This window comes from Paenibacillus taichungensis (assembly GCF_003287275.1).
GTDB classification, from domain to species: Bacteria; Bacillota; Bacilli; order Paenibacillales; family Paenibacillaceae; genus Paenibacillus; species Paenibacillus taichungensis_A.
Genome location: NZ_QEVW01000018.1, coordinates 48,614 through 62,369, shown reverse-complemented (window position 1 = coordinate 62,369; position 13,756 = coordinate 48,614). Strand labels below are relative to the sequence as shown.

The 13,756-nt window shown below is 41.6% G+C and carries 12 protein-coding genes; 2 read left to right on the top strand and 10 right to left on the bottom strand.

All coding sequences use genetic code 11. The features are described from left to right. Window positions 1-269: 269 nt before the first annotated feature. The 5 genes from DC345_RS25210 to DC345_RS25190 all read right to left on the bottom strand — a co-directional run bounded on the left by DC345_RS25210 (window position 270) and on the right by DC345_RS25190 (window position 5,211). Window positions 270-1,310: an NADH:flavin oxidoreductase gene (locus DC345_RS25210; RefSeq protein ID WP_181586727.1), complete on the bottom strand. Its 1,041-nt coding sequence runs from the start codon at window positions 1,308-1,310 to the stop codon at window positions 270-272. Window positions 1,311-1,515: 205 nt separating this feature from the next. Continuing rightward, a complete protein-coding gene (locus tag DC345_RS25205) occupies window positions 1,516-2,091 on the bottom strand; it encodes a TetR/AcrR family transcriptional regulator (RefSeq protein ID WP_113055540.1) in 576 nt (191 codons plus the stop codon). Window positions 2,092-2,306: 215 nt separating this feature from the next. Next, window positions 2,307-3,410, bottom strand: coding sequence for a phosphotransferase enzyme family protein (locus DC345_RS25200; protein ID WP_113055539.1), 1,104 nt, complete (start codon window positions 3,408-3,410; stop codon window positions 2,307-2,309). A gap of 125 nt (window positions 3,411-3,535) precedes the next feature. Then, entirely contained in the window at window positions 3,536-3,802 is a 267-nt protein-coding gene (locus tag DC345_RS25195) for a CD3324 family protein (protein WP_113055538.1), read from the bottom strand. A gap of 503 nt (window positions 3,803-4,305) precedes the next feature. Then, window positions 4,306-5,211, bottom strand: a complete 906-nt coding sequence (locus DC345_RS25190; protein WP_113055537.1) for a LysR family transcriptional regulator — start codon at window positions 5,209-5,211, stop codon at window positions 4,306-4,308. Window positions 5,212-5,352: 141 nt separating this feature from the next. Between DC345_RS25190 and DC345_RS25185 the strand changes: the two genes are divergently transcribed. Next, a complete protein-coding gene (locus DC345_RS25185; RefSeq protein WP_113055536.1) occupies window positions 5,353-6,375 on the top strand; it encodes an alpha/beta fold hydrolase in 1,023 nt (340 codons plus the stop codon). 392 nt (window positions 6,376-6,767) lie between these two features. Here DC345_RS25185 and DC345_RS32365 read toward each other — a convergent pair whose 3' ends face one another. The 4 genes from DC345_RS32365 to DC345_RS25165 form a co-directional block, all read right to left on the bottom strand. Continuing rightward, window positions 6,768-7,607 carry a methyl-accepting chemotaxis protein gene (locus tag DC345_RS32365; RefSeq protein WP_309304350.1) on the bottom strand — a complete coding sequence of 280 codons (840 nt, stop codon included), beginning with the start codon at window positions 7,605-7,607 and terminating at the stop codon, window positions 6,768-6,770. 244 nt (window positions 7,608-7,851) lie between these two features. Beyond that, the gene (locus tag DC345_RS25175) at window positions 7,852-8,748 is read right to left on the bottom strand and encodes an alpha/beta fold hydrolase (RefSeq protein WP_113055535.1); all 897 of its coding nucleotides are present in this window, start codon (window positions 8,746-8,748) and stop codon (window positions 7,852-7,854) included. A 64-nt stretch (window positions 8,749-8,812) separates the two neighbouring features. After that, complete coding sequence (locus DC345_RS25170) at window positions 8,813-9,412, bottom strand: DUF2239 family protein (protein ID WP_113055534.1); 600 nt, start codon at window positions 9,410-9,412, stop codon at window positions 8,813-8,815. Between the two features lie 495 nt (window positions 9,413-9,907). Then, the gene (locus tag DC345_RS25165) at window positions 9,908-10,489 is read right to left on the bottom strand and encodes an LOG family protein (RefSeq protein ID WP_113055533.1); all 582 of its coding nucleotides are present in this window, start codon (window positions 10,487-10,489) and stop codon (window positions 9,908-9,910) included. Between the two features lie 111 nt (window positions 10,490-10,600). On the opposite strand from DC345_RS25165, the gene DC345_RS25160 reads away from it, so the two are divergent. Continuing rightward, complete coding sequence (locus DC345_RS25160; protein ID WP_113055532.1) at window positions 10,601-11,524, top strand: helix-turn-helix transcriptional regulator; 924 nt, start codon at window positions 10,601-10,603, stop codon at window positions 11,522-11,524. A 186-nt stretch (window positions 11,525-11,710) separates the two neighbouring features. Here DC345_RS25160 and DC345_RS25155 read toward each other — a convergent pair whose 3' ends face one another. Beyond that, complete coding sequence (locus DC345_RS25155) at window positions 11,711-13,642, bottom strand: fructose-1,6-bisphosphatase (RefSeq protein ID WP_113055531.1); 1,932 nt, start codon at window positions 13,640-13,642, stop codon at window positions 11,711-11,713. Window positions 13,643-13,756: the final 114 nt, after the last annotated feature.

Here is a 13,756-nt window from a genome sequence, read left to right as displayed (position 1 = left end):
ATTCTGTCCGTTAGTTGAACCAAAAGCAGCTGATCACGTTGGTCAGCTGCTTTCTTGGTTTTATTAAGCTAACGTTTTCTGTTGTTTCAACAAGACCAGCATCGCATATTTGAAAACTGATAAAATTTCAGGTCGAAGCCACCATGGTGCTAACAAACCTAGTTTATTGAAAGGTGCTGATTTTAGGTTGTGTTATGTCTTATTAATTGAAACAATTATGAAGATTTTATTCGTCTAGAGATTATCGATGCCAATCAGTATAACTGCAATCAAGTAAGTACGGTCAGTGCCTCTCTCGTAAATGGAACCAGATCATCGGTACGTCCTTCTTGAATTTTTTTAGCCCATTCAGGGTCGACTAGAAGAGCACGTCCTACACCAACCAGATCAAACTCATCATTCTGAAGTCGTTGTACCAATCCATCGATACCGACGTTACTTGCGCCTTTACCTTCTGTGAACAGACTTGTAAAGTCACCATCAAGACCAATCGATCCAACGGTGATTGTCGGTTTGCCAGTCAGTTTTTTGGTCCATCCTGCAAAATTCAGATCAGACCCTTCGAATTCTGGCTCCCAGAAACGGCGTGTGGAACAGTGGAAGATATCGACTCCGGCTTGAACCAACGGTGCTAGAAGCTGCTCCAGTAATTCCGGTGTTTCAGCCAATTTAGCCTGATAATCATCTGTCTTCCACTGAGATAAACGCAGTACAATCGGAAATTCCGGTCCCACTACTTCACGGCAAGCCTCAATCACTTCAACTGCAAAACGTGTGCGAGCCATCATATCTCCACCGTAACGATCCGTACGAGAGTTGGTTTTCTCATACAGGAATTGGTCGATCAGATAGCCGTGTGCTCCATGGATTTCAACACCATCGAACCCAACGCGTTTCGCTTCTGAAGCTGCTTGTGCGAATTCCTGAACGATAGTAGTAATCTCAGCTTCCGAATAATCATTAACATGACCTTTGGCTCCCATATGCCAGATCTGCGGAATAATTCGACCGCCAGCTTCATGTACTTCAGATACAACATGTGCCCAACCATTCATTGCAGTTTCGCCATAAAAGTGCGGCACATTGGCTTGATTGGATGCATCCGGGTGATTAATTATCGTCCCTTCCGTCACAATAAGCCCCACTGCGTTCTCAGCTCTGCGGCGGTAATAGCCCGCAACATTCGAACCCGGGATACCCTCCGGAGAAAATTGACGCGTCATCGGCGCCATCACGATCCGATTGGATAACTTCAAGTGACCTAACTCTATAGGTTGGAACAATGCTTCTACGGATTGAGAATAATTCATAATAACCTCCACATATTTCGTTTTATATAATTTGACCTAGGAGATGTTAAACAGCAACCAGCCTGGTTAACAGCTAGACGTTACTTCCAAATGAATCAATAAACGATTTTTATCGAAAAACCCCACCTCCTTCAAGATTTCGTGGTGCATTAATCCGCCTTTAATCATTTTTGACTTCGCAGTCAAGAATTTCACAAAAAAAAGATCAAGACATGATCATGCCAAATGAAGTACGCAGAACCGTCTCGATCTGTTCACGGGATGAACCTGATTTCTCCATAACTCTCACACCAAAAATCGTGTTATTTAGATAAGATGCAAGCTCTATACTCGTATACCGGTTGGAAATTAACTGTTGTTTCTGACCACTACTTATGATCTTCTCTAATACCAGTTGAACCTCTTCTACCATGAGCTCAGCTTCACGTGTGACCTGCTCGTCATCTGTTCCGAATTCGAGTGATGCATTCACAATTAGACACCCTTGGCAGCCAGTTTCATCGTCTAAAAGGGAATATCGTAATGCATCCAGTTTATCACTTGGAGACGAATCCAAGGCTTCAATCTCCTTCAGTTTCGCTATAACCTGTTCACGGTAAAGTGCCAATGCCTTCAGGAACAACGATCGCTTGTCTTTAAAAACACAGTACAAACTTTGCTTTTTAACTCCTGTAGTACGCGTAAGGTCCTCATAAGAAGTTGCTTTGAAGCCTTGATTCCAAAACACTTCCATAGACTGGTGTAATACACGATCAACATCAAATTCTCTTGGTCTGCTCATGGGATTAATATATCAGTTATTGACCATGCAGTCAATAACTGATCATTTTACTTCATATCTCAAAAAGGATGGTTACAATGGATAAACATAATCCCCGTCCCTATCCAATTCCACAGTTAACCGAAAATTTTCGATTATCGACCCATATGGGAATATTTTCCTTAAATTTCATATTCTTATCGTTGCCGTAGCTGCATTGCTGAGAATCTATAACTCTAAGGTTCTATGCTGTTAATTTGAATCACACTTATTACGGTTCTCGGCGCTGTCTGTAACGGCAAGTTTAAAGGCCATCCTTTGTGGGATGGCCCTTCTTTTTCTGCCTTTGTTAAATTATCGTACCCGTTAACACAAAAAGTCCATATCAATATAGAAGTGTTATTTAACAAATTTTCATAATAGAAGCGTCGGGCTTGCTCATCCCATTCGCTCCAATCAGGAGCGTTAAAATCTCTGCTTCTATAGAATGCGGCTAAAACTCTAGTTTGCCTTAAATTAATAAATAATGGGATTTTGTTTAACCAACCTTGACTCACGGTGTTTTCCCTACAATAGCCGTTTAAGAAATTGCAATAGTAACGCTTTGCAATCTCCTTTCTTACATCTCCAGACACAACCCACGGAATAGGGATTTCATAAAATAATGGTGTAGCGATATCAGAAACAAACCAGCTATATTCCGCATCGTCATAGTCAATAACAAAGGCTTTGTCCCCATCATTAAGATAATTGCCAGGGCTGATATCCCCATGAATAAGACCGTACGTATCTTTTTCCTTGGGTAAAGCGCTAACCTCAGTAATTAAACGATCAAAGTTATCGTGTAATTCTAACGGACAATACTTCTTAAATGAGGCTAATAGGGCATTATCATTCCATTCATAGCGTGAATGTTGGGACGAATAATGAAGTGAAAACTTATGTATTTTCCCGACCATTTGACCGATATTCTCATAAAACGTATTGCTCTCCTCGGCTATTACTGCATTTCTGCCGGGTGCTTTCTCAAAAGCTGTCACAACAAAGGATTCGTCAATTATATGAATAAAATCCCCTGATAAAGACTGAATGGGCTTCGCTACTTTCATTCCGCGATCAGCCAGGAACGTGATAAACTCTTGTTCCGCTCTGGTTAATAATTCATTCCGATGTGTGACATGGGCAATTCGTAAAATAACTTCTCGATTTCCAATTACCCCGGAATAAACGAAATTTTGAAACCCATTTAATTCGAAAATTGAGTCTTCACGTATTCCAAAACATTGCGCGGACTGTCTCAATATATCTTGTGTGTATAGTAGTTTAATCTTTTTATCCATATAACCTCTCCCCTTTAATTTAATGGTAACAAAAGGTGCTGATTGAAAATATACTTAATTTGATTCAGAATCAAATTCTACACAAAAAGCCACATCGGAAAGCTCGATGTGACTTACAAGTGAATCTATTTTTTAGAGTAAATGATTTTCTTAATGCTTTCGTAGGAAAGACCGAATTCTTCCGAGAGTTCATCGATCGACTTTCCATTGAAATATGTTTGACGGATCGTTTCATTTCTTAGACTTAGCTGTTCTCTACTCCCCGATTTTTCTCCCCATTTTTTGTGCAATTTTTCAGGGGTCGGGACATAAACCATGTGGCCATGAAAGTACTTCTGAATTTCTTTTAGCAACTCTTCCGGAAAGATAGTGTCTGCATTTACATATTTCATGATAGCTCTGCTCCTTAAAACTTTTTTTTGAAAATTTAAGGGAGCAAAGTCATTCTATAAACAGTAAACATCATACCAGAGATGATTCAGCGGTTTAAATATCATTCGTTCTTGCTCCATACAAACAACCGCCGTTGTTTATAGAATAGACTTTGCATGGAGCAGATTGTGGATTTTCCCATCAGTTGTAACCCTCCCTCTCAAAATTATAAATGTAACACTTCCCAAATATTCGTAATTACTATTTCTCGGATATTTCCTTACCTCACAAATACCCCGAAAACCGCGGCTATTTGTTTTACTACGGCTTCTGGAGTTGAACTGTTGCTTGCATGTCTAACTGGTTAAGTTCAATAAAACATCAGTCTAATACTGTAGTTGTAGAGGGGACTTTTTTTGTGTTCAAGGTTAAAAATCAAAAGATAAAGTAGACGAATGGGTGCTACCGTCCTTAACCACGTGTGCTAAACGCTGCCTGCTATATGCCTCATTTATACATGGGCTTACAGTTTATTCTCATTCTGTGAACCAAAAACTCCCCTGGTTGCTTCAATGAAAGATAAAATGATTGGTGAAAGCCACTTGTCTTTGTGCCACAACATTTGCGTATATACCCGCAAGTCCGGAATTTGCCATGGGAGGACAACAAGTTCACCGCGTTCAATTTCAGATTCCGCGACGATCTCAGGAAGAAAGGCAATACCGATTCCTGAAATTGCACATTGTTTAATGGCTTCAGCACTTTGAAACTCTAGATACGTGATGCTATCAATGCCCTCTTTCTCAAATGACCGATCAAACATCGTTCGATATGGACAACCTTTCTCATTCGTCAGGAACACTTCTTCATGAAAATCTTCCAATTGCAGCACAGTTCGTCTAGCGAGTGGGTGATCTGGAGCAGCTAACAATCGGAAATGTTCTTCCAGCAAAGGTTCCACGGAAAGTCCACTCGAGCGAATGGGTTCATCCAACATATAAACAATATCCGTGGTTCCCTCAAAGAGTGTTTGCTTGAGCTCTTGATTCGGAACTGAGCGGAAGATTAGACGAACTCCCGGATGCTGCGAACGAAACCGTTGAAAGACAGGTGGAAGCCGGTAGGAACAAATCACCTCATTCGCACTTATTGTTAAGGTACCACTTAGAAGTTCATTATCATGGACAGCACTACGAGCTTCGTCCATTTTTTCAAGAACGCCTTGGGCGTGTGTTAAAAAGCGTTTACCCGCAGTTGTGAGCGCGAGTTGCTTGCCTAACCGATCAAAGAGGCGAACTCCTAGCTCATCTTCCAAGGCTTTAATTTGCATCGTGACGTTGGAAGGAACGTAGCTCAGCACTTCTGCTGCCCGCGTGAAATTCAATGTTGTTGCAACCGTACAAAACGTATTCAGTTGACGTAATTCCATCCAATGTCCCCCTTCATCTTTCAATTTTATTGAATACTATCTTGAATTATATTCACTTTTATTGAGAGTATCATAGCTCTATACTGAGCACAAGAGATCACAGTGAACATGTGATTTCATTTTGAAGGGAGCGACTATACGATGGACTATGAAATTTTTAATTTGGGTGATGTACTCTTACAATCAGGAGTGACGTTACCAGATGCTTTTCTTGCTTATAAAACATACGGAAAATTAAATGTACAGAAGGATAATGTTATTGTCTATCCAACGGCTTTTGGGGATCAGCATGTTCAGAATGAATGGCTCATTGGCAGCGGGATGGCAATCGATCCAGAGAAATATTTTATTATCGTTCCCAATTTGCTGGGCAATGGGCTATCCTCCTCTCCCAGTAACACGCCTCCTCCATTCGATCGGGCTAACTTTCCACAGGTAACCATCTATGATAACGTTCGATTCCAGCACCAACTGCTGACCGAAAAATTCGGCATTCAAAAGATTGCTCTCGTCGTCGGGTGGTCGATGGGCGGCATTCAGGCATTTCAATGGGGGGCAAGTTACCCGGAGATGGTCGAACGAATCGCACCTTTCGGAGGCATCGCCAAACCTTGGCCTCACACATTTGTGGTCCTGGAAGGCGTGAAAGCTTCGCTGCTATCTGCAGTCGGCTTCGATTCTAGTAAATTAAACCAACTAAGTTCTACAGACATGCGTGCGGTTGGTCGGGTGTATGCGGGATGGGGACTATCACATGCATTTTATAGAGAAGAGCTTTACCGTGAGATGGGATTTGACACTTTGGAGGATTTTGTAGCTGGTGTCTGGGAAGATAGCTTTATGAATATGGATCCTCATAATGTTCTTGCAATGTTATGGACAGGCCAACATGCAGATATCAGTGCAAACCCCTCCTATAACGGAGATTTTGATAATGCACTTCAGAGCATAAAAGCTCTTGCCTGTATCATGCCGGGAAGCACGGATCTCTTCTGTACAGCGGACGATAATGAATACGAAGCTAAGCGTATACCTAATGCTGCCTTGAAACCAATCCAATCGATATGGGGCCATTTTGCCGGTCGTGGAATCAACCGTGCTGATAATCAATTTATTGATGACAATCTAAAACACTTGTTGTCACTTAGCACTGAGCGTTCATGAATAGTTCTCTTCCTTATTTTTAACAAGTTGGATGAAATGAGGAAGAAGAAAACACCCGTCAGACAAGCGCAATAATCATCCCGAAAATGAGAGCATCATGCACACGGGCAGTCATTGCAAATGGTACAAGCGATGTGTCACTTGGGTTCTCAGCACTTTTCATGAACTTCTTAGCCCCATTGCTCATCACACTAACCAAGATAGCCGTACCGGTGGCTCCGAACACTTTATAAGTTCTAAAACCGAGCCGGATTGTTCAATGAAACAAAAAGACCTCCAATCAACTCATTTGATTGGGGGTCTTTTTGAATATGGTATTGTCTGATGGATACGCTATCTAGAAAACAATATTTTTCATAGAAGCCGCAAGACCAAAAACTTCCCTAGTTTACTTAAAAATATCTCGAAGCTTCCAGTAAGCGTTTCGACAAATCATTTAGACTGGCTAACGTCTCTTCAATTTCCTTGAATTCAACAGACTGACGCAGCACCGTCGCATCGACCGTGGAGGTCTTGGAGAGAATAGTCTCAACCTTCTCCCTCATGCGGCCGATACGCTCTTCGGCTTGCTGTACCGCATTCACACTATCGCCGGCAAGCTTGCGCACTTCGTTAGCTACCACTTGGAACGCTCTACCTGCGCTGCCTGCACGTGTCGCTTCAATACCAGCATTAAGTCCAATGATGTTTGTCTGCGAGGCGATCTTTTTTACCAAATCAGTTATCTTCATTGTCTCAAGAACTTCTTTCTTCGTTTGATCCGCTGACTTGCTCATCGATTCCTGTGCTTCCCGAAGCTCTTTGGACGTTTCCAGCAAATTGCTCATACTTGACGTAATTTGTGTATTAGCCGAGACGAGCAGTTCTGCCAAGTCGGACAGCTTGGACTGCCTAGCCAAGCTAACTCCGAACGCAATCGCGCCCACTACCTCATCGCTTTCATCGATTATAGGAATAGCAATCGTACGCGATGGGATGCCAAACACTTCTTTCGGAATAGACTTAATGACCATCTGTCTGGTCGTCATCGCCATTTCTATACCTTGACCTTTCGAGATCATTGAACCTGGTTTTACATCCAACGGATTGCTGCGATCCGGCGAATAAAATATCATTTTCTCTTTATCAGCGATAGCTAGAGCAATATCTTCTTCCTGGCAGAGCTGGGCAAAAAACGGTGCAGCTTTGAATATACTCTCCAATAATTCAGAGCGACTTACTGTAGATTCCAATCGAACCTCTCCTCTGTCCGCATAATAAATCCATTTTATGTACTCTAGAATATTGTACCTCTAAAATGTTATTTCATTGTTAAGCGGAACTTGCATGCTTCACGTTCATATTGTCAACTATGAGGTCAATACATGGACAAAAGCAACTTAGCCATCCCACAGAGTGGGACGGCTTCAAACTGGCTATATATGTGTTCGCAGTTAAGGGGGTACCTGTCGTAACTCAAGCTTTCTTTTCATGATGCTATCGTTTGCGTCGGGCTGTCCGTACGATTCCATCAACAACAGTTTCAAACAACTGTGCCGGAAGATCATGTCCCATGCCTTCAAGTAACATGAATTCTGCACCAGAGATGGCATGAGCCGTGTCTTTTCCGCATGCTGGGACAAACATAGGGTCGTCCACCCCATGGATTACTAATGATGGGACATTTACTTTTGCCAATTGAGGACGCCGGTCTCCAGAAACAGCAATAGCTGCAATTTGCCGCCCTACACTCCCCGGATCAAAAGCTCGCTGAACCTCTTCTCGAATAATTGAATGATATTCGTTCTCGTCAAATGGATAACCTGTACCGGCAATACGTCTGGCAAAAGCAACACTATGAGCTAAGTATCCTGCTTCATCCTCCATTGGGTTTGGTGCCGGACGAGTCATTAACGCCATTACATCAGGCGATGTTGGTGGGAGTTCGGGATTTCCTGTTGTTGACATGATGGAAGTAAGAGATAAAATACGCTCCGGATATCGGTTGGCAACAAGCTGAGCAATCATGCCGCCCATCGAGCGTCCAACGACATGTGCCTTTTGTATTCCAAGAGCATCTATCAGTCCAATCGTATCATCAGACATATCGTTGAGCGTGTATGGAATATCCGGGCGCTGTCCCGACATCAGAGTTTTTGCAAGTGCTTCAAAATCTAACGTAGCGTAATGGCTAAAGTGTGTGGATAGGCCGGTATCACGATTATCAAAGCGAATGACTCGAAATCCGCGCGCCGCCAACATCTCACAAAATGGAACGGTCCACCGGATCATTTGGGTTCCAAGCCCGGCAATCAGAAGAATGGTTTCGTCCTTTTCGTTGCCATAGCTATCATAGGCGAGATCAATACCGTTTACTTTTATTAACATATTCATTGTGCTATTCTCCTTAAATTGATGTATAGTCTGCGGTTTCACCAAAATGCTCCTAACTCTATTCCTATATGAATGCACCCTTGGCTAAAGTTTTAATATAGTCTCTGATATCAGGTGTCCAATCATCAATTAATCCATAAAAGAGATCCTCGTTCCCGGCATACAATGCTCTCAAAGCCTCCTCATACTGAGGGAAATCGCCAGCCATTGCCGTCATAAAATGATAACTTGCTTCTTGTGCGACGCGAACTTTACTTTCGTTCTCTCCCATACGGCGAGCTTCATCAATCAGTTTTCGCAGCGTTACAGAGGCCCCTCCGGGTTGAGCTTTAAGCCAGTCCCAATGCCTGGGAAGCAAAGTAACTTCACCAGACACCACGCCCAACTTGGGACGGCCAACCCTGCGAGAGGGTTGTTCATTTTCTTTCGTATCCGATATATGTCCAGCCTGGCTGTTTAATCGCTCAAGCACCTCAGCTGTGTTTCCACGAAAATCAATATCTAGTGGTTTACCCGTCAAATCGTCAAAAATAAGCAATTGTACGAACTTACTGTCCTCCAAGGTATCTTTTACAATTCCGACAACGTAATGTAATGTGCCTTTGGCAAAACAATCTTTCTCTAAAAAAGCAGTACAGCTTATTTGAGCAGGTGAAGCCTGCATTGTTATCCCTCCTTTTTCTTTCTTCCCCAATCATTATACCCGGGTAAAATAACAAAATCAATATTACCCGGGTATAATTTATTTCACATCCAGATATCAACATCAGATTTTGATTTGAATAGTCTTTGTTGTAAAATCCTCGATATTCGCATTGACGTACGTACTCGCCCAGGTCATAACAAAAAACAGCCGCTGGGGGCTGTTTTTTAGGAATCATTTTTTTATAAACATGGATACTGAATCAGCAAAAGACTTGATGTCCGCTGTATATACGAAAAGCCGCTAAAATAGCGACTTCAATGGTAATATGTTCTGATCCTCGACAGTTATAATTTGTTTATCGAGCTAACGTTTTTCTTTAGCGTAATAGAGAGTTGTTCGTACAAAGTTAAGATGGTCTTTCCTTGACTTAACTAAGGTAAATTATTTTGAAACTGTTTAAATCAGTCTCACGTCATCGGGACACTGCTGTCTTTTCTTTAGTCAATGCTTTAATCAAGTACATTTTTCCGTGAGATACGTTCTGACAGGAGGAGCAGTATACATTGAAAATTGATTAAGTATCCCTTCCGGAGTTTGATCTATTAAGACCATATCACGAACGTTCGGTTGCATGAAACGTTCCCGGTCCATAACATTAAACATGGATACAATGGGATCGAAGTATTGATTAACGTTCAATAAACCACAAGGCTTTTGATGCAGGCCAAGCTGGCCCCAAGTAAATATCTCAAAATATTCTTCCAATGTCCCTGGCCCACCTGGGAGTGAAATAAATCCATCTGCTAATTCAGCCATTTTGGCTTTACGTTCATGCATAGAATCGACCATAATAAGTTCAGTCAAACCTTTATGCGCAATCTCACGAGTCTGTAAAAAATGAGGAAGCACTCCAATTACACGGCCCCTTTTTTCCAACACCGCATTAGCAACTTCTCCCATGAGTCCAGTAATAGCGCCTCCGTAAATCAGGGTGATTTCGCGTCTGGCTAGTTCATGACCCAGTTCTATTGCAGCTTCTTTGTAAATTGCAGATTTTCCTTCTTTGGAACCACAGAATACAGCGATTGATTTCATAGTTACATTTTCTCCATTTCTTTTGTTAAATGCTTCATACTTTCTATATATTACAGGTGAAACTATGACATCATTATGTCATAATTAGATTAAAAATTTTGGGGGATCTCCGTGAAAATTGAAAGAATTTTATCGATAGTGTTACTTTTGTTAGAACGTAAAAAAGTGAGTTCCTCTGAATTAGCGAAAATGTTTGAGGTCACTCCTCGTACTATCTTTCGAGATATCGAAACTATTACTAAAGCTGGAATTCCAATCACCTCTTCCCCTGGTGTGAATGGGGGCTTCAGTATTATGGAACGGTACAAATTTGAGAAGAAGATCTTTACGCAAGCGGAGATATTAGTTTTAATACTTGGATTGAACAGTATCCATTCAACTGTTTCTAGCGATGAAGTCTTGAATGCCATTGCTAAAGTGAAATCTTTGATCTCGGAAAACGAAAATCGACTGGTAGATAAACTAATAGCAATTGATCCTTCACCTTGGTTCGGAAGTACTCTTGTCAAACCACCTGGATTGGGGCAAATTAGAACCGCAATTGAAGAAGACCGCTTAATTACATTTGAATATCTAGATCCTTTTGAAGGTATGACTCCGTTGGAACTCACCATTGAGCCTTGCCGACTAGTATTGAAGAATTCTGTGTGGTATATGCAAGGATTTTGTACAGAGAAAGGGGGGTTCCGAATGTTTAAGGTTTCCCGTATTTCTTCTCTTGTTACTCACCATGATACATTTAAGAAAAGAGAAATCGAAGACGAGGTTTTAGATATAACGGAGAAAGAACTCATACACTTAACTCTGCTTTTTGACCAATCACTTATTCCTTATATGAGGGAGTACTGTGGAGAGAAGAACATTCGACTCTATGAAGGAGCTAAGTGGATAGCCAAGTTCCCCTTCATTGCAAATGATCATGGATATACTCATTTACTTAGCTTTGGGGACAAATGCGAGTGTATCGAGCCTGAACATGTAAGAAGCGAGTTGACCAAACGAATTGAGGGTATTTACAAAGTCTATTCCAATTAAAAAAACGCATCGATTTATTCCATCGGCACCTTTATTACACTCTTCAATGTCTCCTGCCTCGTGTTAAATAGCTCTGTAAAAAAAAGGATCGCACAGGCAGGGGATTATTACTTCCCTGCCCAATACGAGCGTCTACATCAAATTGCACTGAAAAGGTTGATTCAGGTGTCTATTTTAGCAATCGTTTCATTTCATGTAGCGATATTCTAGTAGATCCTTCAATTTTGAGATTTTCTGCAGCAGCTTCTCCCCGACATTGGTTTCCCTCACCAGCTTCCGCTCCAGTTCTTTGTCCACCAATCTTTTTACAGATAACACGTCCGTTCCGTTACATAGCACATCTTCTTTTGAATTAAATTTCTTATGGGCGACGAGCTGCATGCCAAAGGAATTGTACAACAAGGTATATCCGGCAATACCCGTTGTGGATTGATAGGCTTTGGAAAAACCACCGTCAATCACAATCATTTTTCCGTTTGCTTTAACAGGGTTCTCTCCACGACTTTCTTTGACTGGCGTGTGGCCGTTAATGACATGTCCATGATCCGGATTCAATTCAAACTCCAGCAAGATTTTTCGACAGATCTCTTCATTTTCACGTAAATGGTAGTAAGGATTCTTTTTCTCTTTATGTGCTTCTTTATCTTGGATAAAATACCGTTCAAAAGTGGTCATTTCTCTCTTTCCAAAGAGCGAGGAACATTCCCCTGTCCAGATGTACCATACCATATCTGTCGCTAGATCTTCTGTCTCTTCCGGATGCGCAAAGGCATAACGTAAATAGTCTTCAAAAACATCTAGCAATTGACGGCCCGCATATGTCTTGTCTTCAATCTGCATTTCTTCCATATTTCCTTCTTCATCCAAAGGAATACAGCCGTGGATTAACAAATTCCCGTTGTATTTTAAATAAAGGCTACCCTTTTTCATGAGAAAATTCATATGTCTGGCCAGCTTTTCGGAATGCTGAACGGAGAACAGCAGCTTTTCCATCACCTGACGTTCTTCCTCCAGCAATTGTTCAGGCTTCTCTGGATTTACGGTTGAGAAACAAGTGTTTTCCAGCAGGTACGTTTTTTCGCAGATTTTAATTTCATTTTTGTCGTAATCAATCTGTTCCAGCAACAGTCTTTCAGACATATTAAAGTTTGGGCGTCTCTTGATAATCGGGATTTCAAGTTTAAACTGGATCATAGCAATGGCTTGGTGAATTTTGGTGATCTGAAGAATTTCCTGCTCAGATACGTTATGGCCAGCCTGTAGCTTAGGTCTAAAGGGCGGATTGTCTTCATAGTATTTTTCCGCCAAGTTTAGCAGTGGACGTAGATTAATTCCGTATACATCTTCAATGATGTCCAGGTTGTCGTATCTGGCACAGATCCGGATAATGTTCGCAAGGCAAACCAGAGAACCCGCATAGGCACCGATCCAGAGGACATCATGGTTCCCCCACTGAATGTCTACAGAATGGTAGTTGATTAGTGTATCCATGATTTTATCGGGGTCCGGCCCCCTGTCATAGATATCTCCAACCACATGAAGATGGTCAACCACCAGGTGCTGGGTCGTATAAGCAAGGCCAATAATGAGCTTGTCTGCTTGGCCCAAGGAGATAATTTGCCGATATATTTCCTCATAATAAGGATCCTTATTGTTGGTCGAATCCGTCTTGTATAGAAGCTCCTCTACAATATATACATACTGCTCCGGCAGAGCTTTACGCAATTTTGAGCGTGTATACTTGGAAGAAGCGTAAGCAATAAGCTTAAGCATGTGTTCAATCGTTTGTCTATACCACTGGTTCAAAGCCTGTTTATTGCTCAGTTCGCCTATAACCAGCTGTATTTTATCTTCCGGATAATAAACCAACGCTGCAAAATCATTGATTTCTTGATCCGTCCATACCTCCCGGAATAATTCCTTGATTTTCTCTTTGACGGTACCTGAACCGTTTCGTAGAACATGTTGAAAAGCATGGAACTCCCCATGCAAATCACTGACAAAATGCTCGGTTCCCTTCGGGAGATTGGAGATCGCTTCAAGGTTGATAATCTCTGTAATGATTTTTTCTTCCGTATCATATTTCTCGGCTAATAAATCTAGAAACTGCTCATCCAAAACAGATGTCCCCCTTCAAGGAAGTATGGTGATGCACAGATCAATAATGTTCGAAGATATCGCTCCATATGTGGCATTAATTTATAGGAAATTTTCAAGAACAATAGTTAAAAA